The sequence below is a fragment of the Chitinophaga oryziterrae genome, assembly GCF_009758125.1.
GTDB lineage: Bacteria > Bacteroidota > Bacteroidia > Chitinophagales > Chitinophagaceae > Chitinophaga > Chitinophaga oryziterrae.
The window spans coordinates 361921-381675 of record NZ_WRXO01000002.1 but is presented as its reverse complement, the minus strand read 5'-3'; the positions used below and the strand labels follow the sequence as shown (position 1 = coordinate 381675).

Here is a 19755-nt window from a genome sequence, read left to right as displayed (position 1 = left end):
CATATAAAAACAAATATATGGCACCCAAAATTCTTATCACAGGCGCATCGGGAAATATTGGATCAACACTTGTAAAAATACTCAGAGAACAAGGTATCCCCTTCCATGCAATGCTCCGCTCTCCCAACAAAGATATCCCGGAAGCCATACAAGGCGATTTCAACGACCCGGTTTCTATCTCAAAAGCCTTACAGGGGATAGAAAAAGCTTTCCTGTTGACCAACTCCTCAGAACAGGCAGAGAACCAACAGATTACCTTTGTGGAACTGGCTAAAAAAGCAGGGGTTAAACACATCGTAAAACTGTCTCAATGGGCGGCAGATAAATACTCACCTGTACGTTTTCTGCGCTATCACGCAGCAGTGGAAGATAAGATCCGGGAATCAGGTTTGACATATACTTTTCTCAGACCTAACCTATTCATGCAGGGATTACTGGGTTTCAAAGAACCTATTAAACAAGGGAAATTCTTTGCTGCCGTTGGCAATGCCAGGATCAGTGCAGTAGATATCAGGGATATTGCAGATGTAGCTGCGGTGGCTTTAACTCAACCAGGACATGAGAATAAGATCTACAACCTCACTGGCCCGGAAGCTATCACCCATTATCAAATGGCGGAAGAACTCTCCAAAGCATTAAACAAACAAATCATATTCATAGATGTACCACCAGCGGCAATGAAAGACGCTGTATTACAGGTTGGTTTCCCGGAATGGCAGGCAGACGGACTGATAGAAGACTACGCACACTACGCCAAAGAAGAAGCGGCTTCCATAGAATCGGGCATAATAGATGCAACCGGCAAGCCCCCACGCAGTTTCGCAGATTTTGCCAGGGATTATGCGCCCGCTTTTGCATAGCCCATAAAATCACTGTAACTTTCAGGCGGAATGCACCTTTTAAGGCAACATATAGAAAAGATCGTTCCTCTTACTGATAGTGAGTTTGACTATGTCCTCTCTCACTTCAGTACGAGGAAATTCCGTAAACACCAGTTCCTGGTGCAGGAAGGAGACCTGGTACCACAGGAGTTCTTTGTGATAAAAGGCTGTATAAAATCCTATAGAATGAACGAAGAAGGCAAAGACTATATCTTACAGTTTGCCATGGAAAGCTGGTGGATCAGCGACTTCGAAGCCTATAACAAACACACTCCCGCTACCCTTAATATCGACTGCATAGAAGACTCCGAAGTATTATGCCTCTCCTACGAAAACAGGGAAAAGATGTGTGATGAGATGCATAAGATGGAACATTATTTCAGAAAGATCTCCCACTCCGGTTATATAGCCTTACAACAAAGAATCCTCTCCCTGCTCAGCAGCACCGCAAAAGAACGTTACGATAAATTACTGAGCCAATACCCTACCCTCTTTCAAAGAGTTCCAAAATCAGTGATCGCGGCTTACCTGGGTGTTTCCAGGGAAACCCTCAGCCGTATGGTGTGATCTACATCACATTAAAAAAGTGATCTGAATACGGTCCTCACAACGCATATTCCCCGACCTTTGCACCCATAAATCAAACAATTATGAACTTAGGTCTTGATAATAAAACAGCCCTGGTATCTGCCTCATCAGGTGGGATCGGTCTGGAAATAGCTATTTCATTAGCCAGGGAAAATGCAACAGTGATCGTGAACGGCCGTACTGAGAAATCAGTATCCGGGGCCATTGCCAAAATTAAACAGCAATTACCCAATGCAAACCTGAAAAGCCTGGTAGCTGATATCGGTACTAAAGAAGGTTGCGATAAAACCATACAGGAATTCCCGGAGATAGATATCCTGGTAAATAACCTGGGCATCTACGAAGCTGTAGGCTTTTTTGAAGAAACAGATGAGGCATGGTTCAGGATATTTGAAGTAAATATCATGAGTGGGGTGCGCTTAAGCAGGCATTATGCCAAAAAGATGATAGAAAGAGGTACAGGCCGCGTGATCTTCATCTCCAGTGAATCAGGTTTAAATCCTGCTCCTGAAATGGCACATTACAGCGCGACCAAAACCATGCAACTGGCTATTTCAAGAAGCCTGGCAGAACTCACCAAAGGAACTAAGGTAACAGTGAACGCCGTACTTCCCGGTTCTACCATTACCGAAGGGGTATCTAAATTTATACAGGATATCTTCCCCCAACTTACTCCCGAAGCAGCAGAAAAGGCTTTCGTAATGGAAAACCGCCCCACTTCTCTGATCCAGCGGTTAATTAACCCAACTGAGATTGCAGACTTTGTGGCCTTTGTTGCAAGTGATAAAGCTTCTGCCATTAATGGCGCGGCCCTGAGAGTAGATGGCGGGATTGTAAGAAGTGCATTTTAAGAAACCATAGAAACCATGTAAAAACAAAAAGGCTCCCAAAACGGGAGCCTTTGAAATTATATTAACAGGAACTTATCCTTCTCTTCCTAATTGCTTCAACATCTTCCCATGTGCCCATAATGCTAACACAAAATTCGACTGCACATTATAAGGGATCTTAAACGATGTGGTAATAGACTTTACAATAGGCGCCAGCTTCCTGTAATGCACATGGCAGATATTACTGAACAAATGATGCTCTATCTGGTAATTCAACCCGCCAATAAACCAGGACAATACCCTGCTCCTTGGCGCATAATTACTCGTATTTGCCACTTCATGCACTGCCCAGGAATCTTCCATCCTCTTCTGGTCCCCTGTTACTACAGGCACACCAAAAGCAGACTCTCCGATCACATGCGCAGGCTGGAAGATACAGGAAAGGAACAATCCTGCCACAAAATGCATCCCTAAAAATCCTGCCAGCACAAAGTACCAGGGCATACCGGAGAACAGCAACGGCAACACCAATATATAAGAGTAATAAAAAACTTTGGCAATAGAAATACGCAACACCGCAGTTTTCAGCGTTACCTTCTGTTTCACCAGCAGGTCGTGTTGCTTATATCTGAAAACCTGTATATAATCCTTTGCCGTCATCCAGAACAACGTCATGATCATATAAAAAAACCAGGCATAGATATACTGATAACGGTGATACCAATACCTTGGCTGATTAGGTGAAAAACGCAACAGCCTGATGCTGTCAATGTCCTCATCTAAACCGGCAATATTAGTATAAGTATGATGTAGTATATTATGTTGAATCTTCCAGTTAGAAACATACCCACCTATCAGTGTAAGAATATGCCCTATAAAAGTATTCACTTTCTTATTCGCAGAATAAGCGCCATGATTCGCATCATGCATCACGGAAGTACCGATACCCGTCATACCGATACCCATTACAAACCAGAAACCAAAAAATAACCAGGGATGACCTGCTGCTACACCTGTAATCATTAACGTGCAGGGTACAAAATACAATGCCAGCATCACGGCAGTCTTCACCCACATCTCGGCATTTGCATACGTAGAAATACGATTAGACTCGAAATACTCATTTACAGCTGTTTTCACGGCTTCCATAAAACTGTCCTTACCTTTTGGGGCAAAACGAACAATTTCCAACTTCTTACTTTTCATCTTAACAACTTTTAACAGTACGGAGAAATCTCATACAGAGGCGTCTGTAAGGTACGATATATACACTAACTCTAGTACGCTCCCTTCGCTTTTAACACAACAATGGGAGTTTTTATTATAATTCCGTGATCTGATAACAATGTATATGTTGAGATATAAAGGAACTACAGCTCTTATACAAGAAAATGTTTATGTCTAAAATTGTGTTATATTTCGGCACTTTTATATAGATATGAAATATACATTTTTCCTGATTTTAGCCATAACATTCTGCGGAACGGTGACCGCACAAAAGCCTGGCCGCAAAATGGCAGACTCCACCCTGTTCAGTGATGATAACATCCCTACCAGGAGCGATTACCTCACCCAGTTTGAAAAAGTATTCCAGATCCTGAACAAAGCCCCGCTTGTAATAGGGTCTTTTGTAAGAATTGATGATTTCCAGGAAAAACTGAACGAAAGCGACTCCGCTCTCGCTATATTAAAAGAGAAGTTCACCTCTACCAGCGACAGGACCCTCAATATCCGCAACCTGCAGATGTATAATACCCTGCTGGATGAACTGGACAGAAACATGAACGACTATGCTGTTCACCTGAACGAGTACGATACCAAACTGGAAGATCTTAAAAAAGAGATCCGCGACCTGAGAAAAGATACCCTGCTCCGTAAGGTATTCAGAGACTCTTCCCTGCGGCAGTCTTTCATTCCCCAGCTACAACAGTTGCGTACCAAATTCAAACGTGCCGACAGCCTCATCAGACATAGTACTGCCCAGGTCAACGACCTGAAAGCGCATACTTCTGCCAATACCATCGTCGTAGAAGAACTCCTGTACCAGACAGATGCTTCCTTAGCGTCAGTAGGCAGCAAGGCTTTCGGTAAGGAACGCCGCTACATCTGGGAACAGCCTACTGCCAGGAACAACATGTCCAGAGGGGCCTTCCGGAAATCTGTAAATAACGAACAGCAACTGGCTCAATACTATTTCACGAATACCCGCAGCAAACGATTCTGGCTGCTCTTAACAGGACTAGCCTTCTTTTTCTGGATATGGAACAATTTCCGCAGCCTTAAAAAGCGTAAGAAACTGAGTGCGGTAGACGGCTTCAACTTCAGCTACGTTAGCCCGGTCCCGGTGATCGCTACTTTATTATTGATCCTCAACCTGGCGCCTATCTTCGACGTACATGCGCCGGCCATCTATATAGAAACCACCCAGTTCCTGTTAATGATCCTGTTAACGTTCGCTTTCTATAAACGTTTGCCAAAAGATCTTTTCTGGGGATGGTGCATCTTTATCCTGTTGTTCTTATTATTACCAGGTACCCGTATCCTTGGCCTACCTTTAAGATTGATGCGCTGGGCTACCCTGGCACTCGACATAGCCTCTATCTTCTTCGGATTATACATCCTCTCCCGTTCCAAAGAAGTGAAAAGCAAATACAAGCTGGTCTTCTACGCAACCGGATTATATACTTTCTTCAACTTCCTGGCCGTGATCTGCAACATTTTCGGCAGGGTCACCCTTTCCCAGATATTCGCCGCCACAGCGGTATATGCACTGGCACAAACGGCTAGTCTGGCAGTATTCGTACAAACCATCACAGAAGCCTTCTTATTACAGATACAAAGCAGCAGGATCCGTAAAAACTATCCTGAAGAGTTTGAGGTAAAAGATATCAGGAAGTCTATCCATCGCCTGGTAATCGTCTTTGCCGCCTTATTATGGTACATCGTTTTCACCACCAACCTCAATCTCTACGATGCTTTAAACGACATGTTATCAGCGCTTTTCACAGCTCCTATTAATATCGGCAGCTTCAAATTCACCCTTAGTGAAATCGCTATCTTCCTGGGAGTTATATGGGTAGCTAACTTCTTACAACGCTATATCGCTTATTTCTTCGGAGATACCGGCGACGATGCCGCTTTTGATGATAAAGGACAACGCTCCCGTTTACTCATCACCCGACTTATACTATTAATATTAGGCTTCCTGGTAGCAGTTGCCGCCTCGGGTTTACCAATAGATAAGATCACGGTGATATTGGGAGCTTTAGGTGTGGGTATCGGTCTGGGTCTGCAAAGCATCGTCAACAACTTTGTATCAGGGATTATATTGATATTCGACCGCCCTTTAAGAATAGGTGATACGGTAGAGATAGGTGATAAAAAAGGCCGCGTGAAAGAGATCGGTATCCGTACCAGCACCCTGCTCACAGAAGATGGGGCCGAGGTGATCATGCCAAACGGAGATGTGCTTTCCCATAATATCGTGAACTGGACACTCAGTAACAACCATGCCCGTGTGGCCCTCAGCTTCAGCATCGAAAGGGCGCCAGGTACAGATGTACTGAAACCCGAGATCCTGGATATTATCAAAAGCAACGAAAAAGTGGTGGAAAAGAGAGAGGTGGAGGTAACCGTAAGTAATATCAATTCCAAAAAGACAGATATCAGGATACTCTTCTGGTGCCGGGATATCAGCAAAGTATCTGCTATTTCCGAGGAAGTACGCAATGCTATTTATGCTCATCTGGAGAAGAAAGGGATCATTATTTTATAAATCGGATATTCCCGATACCTTTGCAGTATGGAACAAGTTGAAATTTTCAAGGCTCTTTCAAACAAAACCAGGCTACAGATCCTGGAATGGCTGAAAGAGCCTGATAAACATTTTGCTGAAGAAGCCACCAACCCCACCGGGGTATGTGTAGGTGCCATACAGCACAAAGCGGGATTGACCCAGTCTACGATCTCGGAATACCTGACCATTCTCCTGCGCGCCAACCTGGTAACTGTCACCCGTAAAGGACAATGGACTTACTACAAACGGAATGAGGAAGCCATCAAAGCACTGGGATTAAACATCCAGGAATCGCTCTGATGAAATAATACTGCCAATAGATGACAGGGGGCCTGGTCTTCCTATAGATTTGTACCCGCAAGAAATAAGTTCCACCCCTTATGATAAAACTGAAAGAAAAAATCGCCTACGGGTTCGGCGACATGGCATCTTCCATGTTCTGGAAACTCTTCGGCATGTACCTGATGTTCTTTTATACGGATATATTCGGACTAAAAGCTGCTGCCGTAGGTACCATGTTCCTGATCACCCGCATCTGGGACACCCTTTTCGATCCTGTGGCAGGTACTCTGGCCGACAGGACCAACTCCCGCTGGGGAAAATTCCGCCCTTACATCCTTTACGTAGCCATCCCTTTCGGCGTGACAGGCGTACTCACCTTCTCCACGCCCGATCTTTCTCCCGGTGGCAAGCTGGTATACGCATACATCACCTATTCCGCCATGATGATGATCTACTCGCTCATCAACGTTCCCTACGCTTCATTGTTAGGAGTCATCTCCCCTGATGCGAAGGACAGGAACACCCTTGCTTCTTTCAGAATGGCCTTTGCCTTTGGGGGTAGCCTGATTGCACTGGCTTTGATAGAACCTTTGGTCGCGCTTTTCAGTAAAGACAGCAATCAGCAAACAGGCTGGCAGATGGGAGTAGCGGTAATAGCAGTGATATGTGTATTGCTGTTTCTCGGCTGTTTTGCCGGGGTAAAAGAAAGGGTACAACCGATAAAAGAAGAAAACCCTTCTCTGAAGGAAGATATAGCAGACCTTACCGGTAACAAACCCTGGTGGATACTCCTCTGTGCCGGCATTATGGCATTGATTTTCAACTCTATCCGCGATGGGGCCACGCTCTATTACTTCAAATACTTCATTCAGAATATAGAAGCTTTCAAACTGGGCAGTACCAGTATCACCTACTCCACGCTTTATCTCGTCGTGGGTCAGGGTGCGAATATTATCGGGGTGATATCAGCCTCTCCGGTCGCTAACCGCATTGGTAAAAAGAGCACGTACATGGGGGCCATGGTCATCGCATCCATCTTCAGTATCCTCTTTTACTGGCTGGGCAAAGACCAGCTCATCCTGATCTTCTCCTTCCAGTTGATTATCAGTATCTGCGCCGGTATTATCTTCCCCCTACTCTGGTCTATGTATGCAGACATCGCCGATTATTCCGAGTGGAAAAGCGGGCGTCGTGCCACTGGCCTGATCTTCTCCTCTTCTTCCATGTCTCAGAAATTCGGCTGGACGATCGGTGGGGCGCTAACCGGATGGTTACTGGATGCTTTCGGATTCAAAGCCAATCAGGTACAGGCTGGCAGTGTACAAACGGGCATCTTACTGATGCTCAGTTTCTTACCGGCTATCGGGTCTGTCTTATCTATCGTATTCATCGCTTTATATCCATTGTCAGAGAGCCGTGTGGCAGAAATAGCCATAGCACTGGAACAAAGGAGAAAACAACAGTAATGCAAACCGGATTAAAACAATTAGCACAAATTGCCCTTAATGACATCCTTCATTTCTGGATGACGCATACCCCCGACCATGAAAACGGGGGCTTTTACGGGAAACTGGATAATGAGAATAAGACAGATATTACTGCGGATAAAGGGGCTGTGCTGAACGCACGTATCCTCTGGACTTTCTCCGCTGTTTATAATGTCTCAAAAGATCCCGAACATCTGGATATTGCCCGCAGGGCTTTCGAATATATTGATAACCATTTCCTTGATAAAGAATATGGGGGTGTATTCTGGAGCGTGGATTACAAAGGCAATCCTGCTGAAACTAAAAAGCAGATCTATGCCCTGGCTTTCAACATCTACGCCTGCAGTGAATATTACCTCGCTACGCATAACGAATACGCCAAACAGATAGCCATAGACGGTTATCATCTCATTCAGCGGCACAGCTATGACCCCTCTTTTGGGGGCTATCTGGAAGCCTTCACCCGCGACTGGCAGGATATAAACGACCTGCGATTAAGCGAAAAAGACGCTAATGAGAAGAAAACCATGAACACACACCTGCATGTGCTGGAAGCCTATACAAACCTCTATCGTATTTGGCCGGATAAAGCCCTTTCAGACGCTATCAGGGGTTTACTGGATATATTCCACGATAAGATATTAGACCCCGGAACAGGGCATTTACATTTGTTTTTTAACGAGCATTGGCTGGTAAAGGATGATATCATCTCCTATGGTCATGATATTGAAGCTAGCTGGCTGTTATTGGAAGCGGCGGAAGTACTGGGGGATCCTGCTCTCATATCCAGGTTCAAAAAAACAGCTGTGCTGATGGCAGATGCTGCCATCCAGGGGCTTGATAAAGACGGGGGACTATGGTACGAATCATCCGGTCACGGGCTGATAGCGGAAAAACACTGGTGGCCACAGGCAGAAGCGCTGGTAGGCTTTGTAAATGCCTGGCAGGTGAGTAAGAACGAAGATTACTTATTAAAAGCATTGAATAACTGGAAATTCATCGAACAGTATATACTGGATAAATCTAAAGGAGAATGGTACTGGGGGAGAAAGAAAGATTACAGCATCATGCAGGAAGATAAAGCCGGCTTCTGGAAATGCCCCTATCATAACGGGCGTGCCTGCCTGGAACTAATGAAGAGATTATGATAAGCAGGCTGTCAAAAGTATTAGTAAACACTAAAAAGGCTCCGTTAGCCTCGTGTTTGTAGGATAATGTTCAATCCAATAACCTTGGCTCCGTTAGGAGCCCCGTGTTTGTAGAGAAGATTATTTTTTCTACAAACACGTCGCTCCTAACGGAGCTAATTATGTTTTGTTATGTACACAGAATCTAACGGAGTTTAACTAAACGAGATTGATATCTGATTCAACAAATTTGGCTCCGCTAGGAGCCCCGTGTTTGTAGCGGCCGTGTTTGTAATCCTATTTATGCACACCAGTTTGGATAGTCCCGGTTTCATTTGTACATTCCGTCTGCAAAATTTCAAAGTTATGAGAAGATACAGGTCGATACTTTCGGGATGCATAGCCATATGTATGATGCAACAGGTGAGTGCTCAAACCGTACGTAGTGCCGCGGTAACACGCAGTAACGTAAATTATGTAGACCCCACTATAGGGGGCGTAGGGATCATCCTGGAGCCTACACGTCCTACAGTGCATCTGCCCAATAGCATGCTGAGGACATTCCCTTTCAGAAAAGACCAGCTCGATGACCGGATCAGTTATTTCCCGCTCACTATCGCTGCCCACCGGCAGAATAACCTGTTTGGCCTGATGCCGGTATCAGGAGATGTGGATGATTATAAGTGGTTGTCGCCCGCCGTATATGACCGGGAACAGACAACCCCTTACTATTACAGCGCCTATCTGGAAGATACGGACCAGGTAGAGTTTACGCCTGCCGCCCATAGCGGGTATTTCCGTTTCCATTTTAACGGCAATGTACCCCACGCGATAAGAATTAACGTGCTTAACGGTGAAGGGGATATCGTCGTATCCGGCAAAAGGGCCATTAGCGGCAAGGAAGTATTTGAAGGCATGACGGCCTTCTTTTATGGAGAACTGAACACGGATATTGTCAACACCAACTACAGGGATCAGAACGGTAAAACACAACTGAAAGTGAATACGGGAGAAAAAACACAGACCGTAGAATTCCGTTATGGTGTGTCTTTTATCAGCGTGGACCAGGCAATGGAGAATTTACAGAAAGAGATCCCTGATTGGAACTTCGCAGCTATTAAACAACAGGCATATAACGCCTGGGATAAAGTGCTGGGACAGATAGAAGTAAAAGGTGGTACTCCCTCTCAGAAAAAGGTATTTTATACTTCGCTGTATCGTGCCTATGAGCGCATGGTGAATATTAATGAATATGGGAAATACTTCAGCGGGTATGATCATAAGGTACATACCTCTGATCAGCCTTTTTATGTAGATAACTGGTTATGGGATACCTACATTGCCCTGGAACCGTTACAAACCCTGCTGAACCCGAAAATGGAAGCGGATAAGATCAAATCTTATGTGCAGATGTATGAACAGAGCGGCTGGATGCCTTCCTTCGCCTTGCCTTTCGGAGATTACGCCTGTATGACCGGCAACCATGCTGCTGCCTGGATGGCGGATGCCTGGTTCAAGGGCATACATGATTTTGACCTTCCCAAGGCTTATGAAGGGCTTAAGAAGAATGCCCTGGAAGCAACCCTGCTTCCCTGGAGGAATGGTGCTGCTACATCCCTGGATAGCTTTTACGGGGTACATGGATATATGCCTGCCCTGAAACCTGACGAAAAGGAAACCGTAAAAGAGGTGCATGGCTTTGAACGCCGTCAGGCAGTCGCCGTGACTTTAGAAAACAGTTATGACGACTGGTGCATTGCACAACTGGCAGCTGCTGCCGGCAAAAAAGAAGATGAAGCACTGTTCCTGAAAAGAGCGGCTAACTATAAAAACGTATTTAGAACTGATAAAGGCTTTATGTGGCCAAAGGATGCCAGCGGCAACTGGATAGACCCTATAGACCCAAAATTCTCCGGTGGACAAGGCGGCCGTGATTACTTCACCGAAAACAACGCTTATACCTATAACTGGGATGTAAAACATGACCTGAAAGGGCTTTTTTACCTGATGGGCGGAAGGACAAAAGCAGAAGCTAAACTGGACCAGTTATTCCGGGAAGATCTTGGGCGGAGCAAGTACCAGTTATGGTATACTTTCCCGGATGCTACAGGTTTGGTAGGTCAGTTTGTGATGGGGAATGAGCCCAGTTTTCATATCCCCTACATTTACAATTACTTAGGAGCACCCTGGAAAACGCAGAAACGTATCCGTATGCTGATGAACACCTGGTATACCGATAACCTGTTTGGTATTCCGGGAGATGAAGATGGGGGTGGAATGACCGCTTTTGTGGTGTTTTCTATGATGGGCTTTAGCCCGGTAACACCTGGTATTCCGGTATATAATATCGGTAGCCCGGTATTTGAACAGGTAAAGATCAAATTATCCAATGGCAAGGTATTCACAATAGACGCTCCAGGCAGTTCTGATGCTAAGAAATATATCCAGAGTGCTACTTTGAACGGTAAACCTTTAAATACCCCATGGTTCACACATCAGGCAGTGTTAGACGGTAGTACGTTAAAGCTGGTGATGAGTGAGAGCCCTAATAAACAGTGGGGTAGCGGAGAAGAAGACGCACCTCCCTCTTCAATAGATTTTAAGTCCGGTAAGTAATTTATTACCAAGGTATAAACCCTTTATTCACTTGCTGAAAGGCAGGTGGATAAAGGGTTTCTTATTGGTTGACAGGCTCTCTGACGGCTCATTCTATCGTCATTCCTATGATGAAGGGATATAGGATTTACATGAAGTTTCAGTTTTTATCAGGAGCAGGCGAATTGTACAGTTAACAAGAAGTAGCTATGGGGAAGGGTTGGACTTAATCAGGGAACTAACGGAGTCTGTGTTTTGTTGTTCTATTTTGCTACAAACACGTCGCTCCTAACAGAGCTAAGTTTGTTGAATTAGATGTTTCCTACAAACTTTGCTCCTATGGAGCCCTACTTCTTAAATCAAACATTTTAAAAAACATAAGGCTCCGTTAGGAGCCCCGTGTTTGTAGGAAATAAATCACATCCCACTATATTCATTAAACGTCCCCTCTTAGTCTTTTAACTTCAGGTAAGCTTTCACTTCACTGTAATTATTCCAGTCAACAGATTTGCTGGTACGCGCGGCCGTTCCACCAGGGATCAGGATATACCTGTACTGCTGATGTTTCACATTATCAGTACCCATGTAAGTCTGGAAGCTGTTAGTAGCCAGCATGTAGATCTGGTTTGCAGAGAATGACGGGTTAATGCTGTAACCGGCAAAAACGTCAAAGTAAGGCAAAGGAGTAATCTCAGGCGCGGCAGCAGTACCCAGGTTAATATATACTTTCACTTCTCCGCTGGTCAGGATATCGTTATCCAGTTTAGCAACAGCAATAGTTGTTTCGAAAGCAGCAGTATCCAGTTTCCCATCCTCATCGAAATCACCGGTAATTGGATCATAAGCTACATCTAACCAGTCAGAATAAATTACATTGGCAGTACCAGCATCCCCTTTAGGACCCGCTGCACCAGCAGGACCTGTAGCACCCGCAGGACCTACAGAACCATCCTTGGAACATGCTCCACAGGAAAAAATGATAATAGCCAGCGAAAGTAAAAATGTGTTTCTCATGATCTTTAGTTGATTTAAAGTTTAATAATTGTGTTTGTGTAATATTTTACCAGATGTTCCGCGGACACAGATCAGCATAACGGTTACCTATCAGGAACCCGACCATGATCTCATGTGTACCCCGGCTCACCGTATTCAATGAAGAAGTTGTATAGTCATATGCATAACTGATGTTGAACGTTGCATTCACATTAATACCCAGCATCGCTGCTACCCCATCCCTATGACGATAGGAAGCACCCACCCACAGTACATCCCGGTACTGTAACTTGGCATTGACATCCACACTCACCGGTAAAGCAGTAATGTATTTGATCATGACAGATGGTAGTACACTCATCTCTTCGTTTACCCACATCCGGTATCCCGCAGTTGCAAAAAGATGCGGTACCAGTTTCCCCCGGTAAAGAGAATCTCCCTTCACTTTCCCATCATCAAAGCCTAATTCTGACGGAATAATATTCTGCGCAGAAATACCCGCAAAGTATTGCGCCGAATACAGGTAAAGCCCCACATTCACATCCGGTCGCCATTTGTTCAGCGTAGTACTACTGGCAATCGCCGGGTCAGAAGGGTCCTGGAACTGTAAGGCAGCAGCGTCTAAAGAAATGCGCTGTACACCCGCAGAAATACCTGCTGACAAACTCGTCCCCGGAGCAATACCAATATGATGCGCATATGCTACACTGGCAGAGAATCGGTTTAAAGGGCCTGTCTTGTCGTTCAGCAATGTGAAGCCAGCTCCCGCATGAGAAGGTGGCGCCGTGTACGTTTCCCAGTAAGCCCTGCCACGCGGATTTGCGCCATCCGGACTAAACCCCGTTGCCGAAGCTGAAGGATAATCCGTCTTACGCAACGGCCCATGTACCGTCAGGTACGTAGTAACCGGTCCGCCATTCAATCCTGCCCACTGGTGCCGGTGGCTGGCCTTTACATCCCAGTAATTCTCTATACCGGCAACCGCAGGATTAATGATAAAAGTATTCAGCACATACTGTGTGTAATGCGGTTGTTGCTGCGCATAACCATCACACGCAAAAACCAGCATCAACACCAACGTTATAACACGGTTCATCCACTATTGTTTTAATATCTTCAGCTCTATACGTCTGTTCAGTCTTCTACCTTCAGGATTATCTGTTCCGTCGGGGAAGGTATTAGGCGCTACAGGTTTGCTGGCGCCATATCCTTTGTATTGCAGGCGGTCCTTAGGAACACCTTTACTCATCAGGTAAGCCACACAGTTCATGGCACGTTTCTCAGACAACTGCTGGTTAAACGCCGCCGTACCGGTACTATCCGTATGTGCACTGATCTCTATCTCCATCTGCGGATGAGACAACAACACCTCAGCCAGCTTATCCAGCAGCGGATAAGAAGAAGCGCTCAGTGTGTATTCATTCAGCTCATAATAAATCTGCTGAATGGCAACCGCCTCATTCACAGGTGTACGAAGAATAGTATCGATGATAGTAGGAACAGGCGTAACAGCTACCACTACCGGCGTATCCACAGGTGGCGGAGGAGGAGGTGTCATATTCAGACTGAATAACTCCAGGCAGCATTCCGCAGAGCGGTCGGAACAAAACCAGGCATCATCCAGTACATTCGCTGTCTGCGTTTTACTGGAAAAATAGATATCATCCTTCACCGCATTTACAGGATACCCAAAGTTCACAGCAGGGGATAAATGATCGATAGTCCCTTTACTGAAGTAAAGATCATATCCACCCATGCCCACTCCGCCATTACTGGCAAATACCAGTGTAGAAGAAGCAGCATGATAATAAGGCGCCTGTTCATCAGCAGCCGTATTCAAAGCAGAAAGCGCCTGCACAGAAACCGCTTTTCCAGTAGCATCTAAAGTAGCCGCATACAAATCATAATTACCTGCTTTATCACTGGAAAACAATAACGTCCTGCCATCAGCCATGATAAAAGGCTGCTGTGCATTAAAACCGGTAGTATTGATCATCTCATCCAGTTTCACCGGTTCGCTCCACTGCTGATCTTTCTTTTTACTGATATAAATAGCCGCAGATTTCTTTCCATTATCTGTAGTCCACTGTGTCAGGTACAAAGCATTACCATCCGCACTCACACTCACCGCACCCTGATGCACTTTAGAAGACTGCACTAAAGGGATACGCGTAACAGCAACCGTGTCGGAAGACTGGTAAATACGATTCATCACCGGTATTCCTTTGGTGGAGGTAAACAACAGCTTATCCCCTGCCCATACAGGAGCATATGTAGCGCCGCCGGCATTCAAAGTGCCAGCGGCTTTGTGTAAATGGTAAAGGGACAAATCACCCTTCTGCAACTGCTGACGGATGAAACGGAGATTCCTCAACTCTTTCTCTGCATCTGCGCTATATGTATCGGTTGATTTATACTTTGCAAGAAAAGCACTGAATACTTCTTCTGCTGCATCATACTTTTCTGTAGAACGTAAACAAATACCATAGTAATAAGCAGCCAGTGGATAGCGGTCGTTATTATACGTCAATGACTTCTCATACAATGGCGTCGCTTTGGCAGGATCATTCAGCCTGCGGTAACTGTCCGCCAACTGATATACGGCCTGTTGCTCATCTGCTGCGGGGCCCGTCGTTACTCTGTCTGACGGACCCGGTGCAGCATATGGATTGTAGGTCATAGGATCTGTACGTTTGGTACCGGCCACCAGGTATTTTTCATAATACAATGTTGCCGAATAATAATCTGCCTGTTTATAATAACTGTCTGCGGCCTTCAGATAGCCTGCTTTATGTTGTGACCAGGCCGCCTGGACAACTACAAGCATTACAGCGGTGAATAATATCTTCTTCATGTTGTAATTTTTATAATCTTGGACAAACAAATTCACCTGCCGGTGTTTTCAGCTTCTTCCTGCCTATGAAGGAAAGCGACAGCTCGAAGCTGTTACTTCCCCTACTGATCTTACCCAGGTCTGATGAGTTCACATCATAACTCAATCCCAGCATCACGTTCTTATAATTGAACCCCGTATACAATGCAAAAGCATCTTTAAAACGATAGTTAGCACCCAGCATCAGGTCTGTTTCTTCAGACAGCTTATAGCTGCCAAAAGCACCCAGCATCTTCTCCTGTGCCGTTCCCTGACGCATGTACAATACGTTAGGCGTTAATGTGAACAGTTCTGATAACTGCACACGCACACCCGCGTGTCCTGTATAGCGAACCGGTATCCTTGCATCACCGGTAGCACTGAACTGATCAGCAGGACGGTTCAGGTGCATCGTAGAGAACCCGCCAAACAGGTTGTATTTCTTACCCGGCTGCGCATTGTAATACAGTATACCAAAACCTGCATCGAATGTCATCGAAGACGTTTTAGTGATCATATCATTGGTAGTATTGGCAGGATTATAACCAGTGATAGGATTCCACTGATCACCATAATGCAGTTTGGCAGGATCAAACTTACGCTGGATAAATCCTGCCTGTAAACCGAATACGATACGGTGCTGTTCTAAATCGCCCAGTCTTACACCGGTATACGATGCGCTACCGTAAGCCGTTGTATAATTATAGCCACCATCACCGGCTGCCTGGTTCAACAGGCTGCCACCTGCATTAATGTTGCTGTTAGTCTTTACATCTGCTGCTACGCCATAAGTCTTAAAAGGACTGTTCACACTTCCCCACTGCGAACGGTAAATTCCCGATAAACGATAAGTACCATCAAATACGCCCGTTAACGCGGGGTTCAGCCAGGACGGGTATACATAATACCCGGAGAAATGGGGGTCTGACTGCGCCTGCAGCTTTTTACCGGTCAGGCTCACTATGATCAGCATCAACAATGCTTTGGTAAAAGTTCTCATGATGTCAGCATTTTATTTTTTATTATTTTAATATCACTACATACCCTGTCAGAGGTGCAGATCCATCCTTTAGTTTTATTACATAATAGTAGGTAGCCAGTGGTAACATATTACCATTGTACATTCCATCCCATGGGCGATCATACCCGATCGATTTAAACACCAACTGTCCGTAGCGGTTAAAGACTTCTACAGTACTGTTTCGGTAATCGGCCAGGTTTGTGATCATCCATGTATCATTTATATGATCGCCGTTAGGAGAAAACGCGTTGGGAATTTTCACTGGTTTATATACTTTCACTTCCATGTCATCGCTGGCAGTACAACCACTCAACCCGGTTGCTGTAAGCGTATATTTTTCATCATGTAAAGCAATTAGCTGAGGGTTCAATACGGTCGGAGATGTCAGCTCTGTCGCCGGCGTCCAGCTAAAAGTCAATCCTGTCACATCATTCACTACCGGCTGAAACTCTACCGTAGTACCATATTCTACTGTGAAAGAAGGCCCGGCATCGATGACAGGTTGCAGGAATACCTTCACATCCTGTGTAGCAGGATCTGATATACAACCCGCACTGCTGGTAACTGCCAGTTGCACCGTATAGTCGCCCGGCTGTGTATAACGTTTATCCGGGTTACGTACATTATCATTCGTTCCATCTCCAAAATCCCATGCCCATTCCTGTATGGTACTGTTCACCGCTGTGCTCTTATCCGTAAAAGCATTATCCGCACCCTGGCATAAAGTATCTGCTGCTGTACTAAAATCTGCTACAGGTTTCTCGTAAAATGCCTTTAATGCTTTCGTCGTATCATCCGTACAACCATAAGATGTATTCACCCGCAGGTTAACCCCATAATTACCGGCAGTAGCATATACATGTGAGGGACTGATTTCATTTGAAGGACTGCTGCCATCTCCGAAATTCCATTGATAGGATAAAGGAGACTGATCAGATACTTTGGAGATATTGGTAAAAGTAGCTTTCCCTTCCGGCATACATACTGCCTTTGGCATCGTAAAATCTGCCACCGGTGCAGCATGTACAGCTATAGAGATAGTCGTATCCTTTACACAGCTATGATCACTTGTCACCAATAATTTCACGGGAAAAGTACCCGCAGTCGTATATGTCTTATCAAAAAGAGCTGCGGTATTCTTCACAGCGGTAGTACCATCTCCGAAATTCCAGCTCCAACTGTTTATGACACCTGTTGATTGATCAGTAACCGTTACCGGTAAGCCCTCACAAACATCATTCAAAGAAAAGGCAGCATGCGGAACAGGATATACATCCACACTAAAAGCAGTATCCGCCACACAGCCTTCTTCAGAAACAACAGTTAGTTTTACAGGTACTGTACCCGCAGCAAACGACTGCGTAGTATTCATACCATCTGTTTTCTTTGCAGGAAAATCCCATGCCCACCGATTAATATTATAGCCGTTCCCTGTTTTTGTTCCGCTGAAATGAACAGAATCGTACGCACAGCCCAATCCGTTTGTATAAGAAGCAACAGCAGCAGGTTTTCCTTTTACTGTTATCGTATAAATAATTTCTTCGGTGTTATTACAATTTTCAATGTGCGGGGCCGTAGACAATATAGAAATATCATAAGAACCCGCAGCAGCAAACTGGTAAGACTGCGGCAATGAATATTCATAGAATACCACTCCTTTTATATTCACCTGAGAAGTCGGCACAGGGGCATTATCAACTACATCTGTACCTGGGGTGATCGCTGTTTTACTTAGCTGCCATACTAATTTAGCAGGCTGATAAGTGAAGAGTACGGAAAGATTTACCGGTGTATTCACACAGGTGTAAGCGTTTTGTGTAGCAGAGGTATCCATTGTATTATGGATCTGTCCTATTGCATTCAGATTATTGATATAAGTACCTGCATTGTAACCATAACTCTCATAGGAGCCCAGACCGTAAGTAATGGCATTAAAAGAAGAATCACTCTGCACGATACATTGCGCATCTGCCGATTTCCATTTTTTCACCACTACCGTATAACCGGGTAAGTTAGGATGGGCATATGCCACATCATATGTATTACTACCGTCTATTTTTAAAGAAGTCAATCCGGCATCAGGGATGATCAGTATCAATCCGTTTATATCAATGACTTCTTTTGTATTACGATAGAATGCCACTCTTTTGGTAGCCTGCTCTATCGGGCTTGTATAAATCATTTCGGGATCGCCAATGTCCGCTGTAAAAGGACACCCATCCATAGAAGCCATGAACTGCGCCAGTAATACCGGTTTATCGGACTCTATATAATCCGCTGTTCTGCTTTGAAATTCATAACAGGAATGAGATGTCAATCCTGTCAGTTGTACCCCATTTCTTTTTACAATTGTAGTAGGGTCTTTCACCACCACTTTATACAGATTCGTCTGGTAACTGGTAGCTGTTTTACCGGATATAGGGGCCGTCAGGTATCTTTTACCCCATGCCTGGAAAGGGAATACCTGCTGCATATTATTATCGCCGCTGCTTCCTGATCCACCGGGACATGAAATAGCTGTACGGCTGCTACCGGAGAATACAGCAATAGGGAAACATTTGCCATCTGAATTACCTAAAGACTTTACCGTAGTACCTGTTAACTCTCTTCCTACACCACTGCCCAGTGAAGCGCCTATCAACTGGTAAATATCTCCTTTGTTCAGGGTAACCGTGAAAGGAACACCAGCAGGACGACCATTACGGCTGAGTTCAGAAGGTGTAATCTCAACCACTGTATTATTCTCTTTGGCCACTACGTACATCCAGGAAAAGCAGTTATCTGCGTAATGCTGCTGACTGTTCAATGAAATGTAAGAGTAACCCCAGGTGTTGATGGGCATCAGCATGGTAGCACCGGAGGAGGCACTTCCAAAAATATGTGCATAGGCTACAATGGGTACATCGCTTACTATATGAATCCCTTTATTTGTAAAAACACCTTCTCCACCAGTACCTCCGTATGAAGGGGGCAATGAAACCAGACGAGCATCAATAGCTCCGCTTTTGGGAATGAGTGCGGTAGGTATAACGGTATTGGCCGGAATACTATAGCTCCTTGTCCAGGTAGTACCTTCAATCGTTACCGTTACATTAGCCGCTTCTTCAGCGCTCAGGTAAAGGATCATATCCTGTGTATTGGTTAAGCCGGGTTCCATGAACTGATGGTGCCCGTACCCTACCCAGAACTCTTTTCCTTTGTTGGAAAGCTCCTGTGCGTTTGCCATCCCGCTGAGTATCAGCAGGAGGCAAACAACAGGTGTTATGTGTTTTACTAATGTCAT

Annotated in this window: 14 protein-coding genes; 8 read left to right on the top strand and 6 right to left on the bottom strand. The window is 45.0% G+C overall.

Annotation, left to right across the window (positions count from 1 at the left end; genetic code table 11):
• Positions 1–17 precede the first annotated feature (17 nt).
• The 3 genes from GO495_RS09220 (at position 18) to GO495_RS09210 (ending at position 2320) form a co-directional block, all read left to right on the top strand.
• Positions 18–860 carry an SDR family oxidoreductase gene (locus GO495_RS09220; protein WP_157299389.1) on the top strand — a complete coding sequence of 281 codons (843 nt, stop codon included), beginning with the start codon at positions 18–20 and terminating at the stop codon, positions 858–860.
• A 30-nt stretch (positions 861–890) separates the two neighbouring features.
• A complete protein-coding gene (locus GO495_RS09215; protein WP_157299388.1) occupies positions 891–1448 on the top strand; it encodes a Crp/Fnr family transcriptional regulator in 558 nt (185 codons plus the stop codon).
• Between the two features lie 83 nt (positions 1449–1531).
• The gene (locus GO495_RS09210; RefSeq protein ID WP_157299387.1) at positions 1532–2320 is read left to right on the top strand and encodes an SDR family NAD(P)-dependent oxidoreductase; all 789 of its coding nucleotides are present in this window, start codon (positions 1532–1534) and stop codon (positions 2318–2320) included.
• A 72-nt stretch (positions 2321–2392) separates the two neighbouring features.
• On the opposite strand, the gene GO495_RS09205 is transcribed toward GO495_RS09210, so the two are convergent.
• Positions 2393–3505, bottom strand: a complete 1113-nt coding sequence (locus GO495_RS09205; RefSeq protein ID WP_205691231.1) for a fatty acid desaturase family protein — start codon at positions 3503–3505, stop codon at positions 2393–2395.
• A gap of 232 nt (positions 3506–3737) precedes the next feature.
• Between GO495_RS09205 and GO495_RS09200 the strand changes: the two genes are divergently transcribed.
• From GO495_RS09200 to GO495_RS09180, 5 genes are all read left to right on the top strand, one after another.
• Positions 3738–6074 carry a mechanosensitive ion channel family protein gene (locus tag GO495_RS09200; RefSeq protein ID WP_157299386.1) on the top strand — a complete coding sequence of 779 codons (2337 nt, stop codon included), beginning with the start codon at positions 3738–3740 and terminating at the stop codon, positions 6072–6074.
• Between the two features lie 27 nt (positions 6075–6101).
• Positions 6102–6395 (top strand): ArsR/SmtB family transcription factor, encoded by a 294-nt coding sequence (locus tag GO495_RS09195; protein WP_157299385.1) that lies wholly within the window; start codon positions 6102–6104, stop codon positions 6393–6395.
• Positions 6396–6475: 80 nt separating this feature from the next.
• Entirely contained in the window at positions 6476–7843 is a 1368-nt protein-coding gene (locus tag GO495_RS09190; protein WP_157299384.1) for an MFS transporter, read from the top strand.
• The gene (locus GO495_RS09185; RefSeq protein ID WP_157299383.1) at positions 7843–9012 is read left to right on the top strand and encodes an AGE family epimerase/isomerase; all 1170 of its coding nucleotides are present in this window, start codon (positions 7843–7845) and stop codon (positions 9010–9012) included. The genes GO495_RS09190 and GO495_RS09185 overlap by 1 nt, the downstream gene beginning before the upstream one ends.
• Before the next feature lie 345 nt (positions 9013–9357).
• Positions 9358–11607 (top strand): GH92 family glycosyl hydrolase, encoded by a 2250-nt coding sequence (locus tag GO495_RS09180; RefSeq protein WP_157299382.1) that lies wholly within the window; start codon positions 9358–9360, stop codon positions 11605–11607.
• A 429-nt stretch (positions 11608–12036) separates the two neighbouring features.
• Here the strand turns inward: GO495_RS09180 and GO495_RS09175 are convergent, their stop codons facing one another.
• From GO495_RS09175 to GO495_RS09155, 5 genes are read right to left on the bottom strand one after another with little or no spacing between them, the layout of a single operon-like run.
• Positions 12037–12600, bottom strand: a complete 564-nt coding sequence (locus tag GO495_RS09175) for a hypothetical protein (protein ID WP_157299381.1) — start codon at positions 12598–12600, stop codon at positions 12037–12039.
• A 46-nt stretch (positions 12601–12646) separates the two neighbouring features.
• Positions 12647–13675, bottom strand: coding sequence for a PorP/SprF family type IX secretion system membrane protein (locus GO495_RS09170; RefSeq protein WP_157299380.1), 1029 nt, complete (start codon positions 13673–13675; stop codon positions 12647–12649).
• Between the two features lie 3 nt (positions 13676–13678).
• The gene (locus GO495_RS09165) at positions 13679–15433 is read right to left on the bottom strand and encodes an OmpA family protein (RefSeq protein WP_157299379.1); all 1755 of its coding nucleotides are present in this window, start codon (positions 15431–15433) and stop codon (positions 13679–13681) included.
• Positions 15434–15443: 10 nt separating this feature from the next.
• Positions 15444–16451, bottom strand: coding sequence for a PorP/SprF family type IX secretion system membrane protein (locus tag GO495_RS09160; RefSeq protein ID WP_157299378.1), 1008 nt, complete (start codon positions 16449–16451; stop codon positions 15444–15446).
• 22 nt (positions 16452–16473) lie between these two features.
• Entirely contained in the window at positions 16474–19755 is a 3282-nt protein-coding gene (locus GO495_RS09155) for a PKD domain-containing protein (protein ID WP_157299377.1), read from the bottom strand.

What these genes read in the sequence shown, in the direction of transcription:
- GO495_RS09220 (WP_157299389.1), top strand. Translation starts at nt 18, where the DNA reads ATGGCACCCAAAATTCTTATCACAGGCGCATCGGGAAATATTGGATCA.
- GO495_RS09215 (WP_157299388.1), top strand. Translation starts at nt 891, where the DNA reads ATGCACCTTTTAAGGCAACATATAGAAAAGATCGTTCCTCTTACTGAT.
- GO495_RS09210 (WP_157299387.1), top strand. Translation starts at nt 1,532, where the DNA reads ATGAACTTAGGTCTTGATAATAAAACAGCCCTGGTATCTGCCTCATCA.
- GO495_RS09205 (WP_205691231.1), bottom strand. Translation starts at nt 3,505, where the DNA reads ATGAAAAGTAAGAAGTTGGAAATTGTTCGTTTTGCCCCAAAAGGTAAG.
- GO495_RS09200 (WP_157299386.1), top strand. Translation starts at nt 3,738, where the DNA reads ATGAAATATACATTTTTCCTGATTTTAGCCATAACATTCTGCGGAACG.
- GO495_RS09195 (WP_157299385.1), top strand. Translation starts at nt 6,102, where the DNA reads ATGGAACAAGTTGAAATTTTCAAGGCTCTTTCAAACAAAACCAGGCTA.
- GO495_RS09190 (WP_157299384.1), top strand. Translation starts at nt 6,476, where the DNA reads ATGATAAAACTGAAAGAAAAAATCGCCTACGGGTTCGGCGACATGGCA.
- GO495_RS09185 (WP_157299383.1), top strand. Translation starts at nt 7,843, where the DNA reads ATGCAAACCGGATTAAAACAATTAGCACAAATTGCCCTTAATGACATC.
- GO495_RS09180 (WP_157299382.1), top strand. Translation starts at nt 9,358, where the DNA reads ATGAGAAGATACAGGTCGATACTTTCGGGATGCATAGCCATATGTATG.
- GO495_RS09175 (WP_157299381.1), bottom strand. Translation starts at nt 12,600, where the DNA reads ATGAGAAACACATTTTTACTTTCGCTGGCTATTATCATTTTTTCCTGT.
- GO495_RS09170 (WP_157299380.1), bottom strand. Translation starts at nt 13,675, where the DNA reads ATGAACCGTGTTATAACGTTGGTGTTGATGCTGGTTTTTGCGTGTGAT.
- GO495_RS09165 (WP_157299379.1), bottom strand. Translation starts at nt 15,433, where the DNA reads ATGAAGAAGATATTATTCACCGCTGTAATGCTTGTAGTTGTCCAGGCG.
- GO495_RS09160 (WP_157299378.1), bottom strand. Translation starts at nt 16,451, where the DNA reads ATGAGAACTTTTACCAAAGCATTGTTGATGCTGATCATAGTGAGCCTG.
- GO495_RS09155 (WP_157299377.1), bottom strand. Translation starts at nt 19,755, where the DNA reads ATGACATTAGTAAAACACATAACACCTGTTGTTTGCCTCCTGCTGATA.